Raw genomic sequence first — 344 nt, 5'->3', positions numbered from 1 at the left:
TATCTAATCCTGTTTGCTCCCCTAGCTTTCGTGCCTCAGTGTCAGGATTTGCCCAGAGACTCGCTTTCGCCACTGGTGTTCCTCTCGATATCTACGCATTTCACTGCTACACCGAGAATTCCAATCTCCTCTTCAATCCTCTAGTTGTACAGTTTTTGATGCAGTTTCCAAGTTAGGCTTGGAGATTTCACACCAAACTTATATAACCACCTACGCACCCTTTACGCCCAGTAAATCCGAACAACGCTTGGGACCTCTGTATTACCGCGGCTGCTGGCACAGAGTTAGCCGTCCCTTCCTCTTCCGCTACTATCAAGTCACAGCCTATTCAACTGTAACAATTA

General features: G+C 47.1%; 1 rRNA gene. It reads right to left on the bottom strand.

The features are described from left to right. A 16S ribosomal RNA gene (locus tag ACTHS4_RS11720) occupies positions 1-344 on the bottom strand; the annotation flags it as partial.

This window comes from Neisseria sp. P0014.S009 (assembly GCF_051958155.1).
In the GTDB taxonomy this organism is placed as follows: Bacteria; Pseudomonadota; Gammaproteobacteria; order Burkholderiales; family Neisseriaceae; genus Neisseria; species Neisseria flavescens_C.
This window is presented reverse-complemented; position numbering and strand designations above follow the sequence as displayed.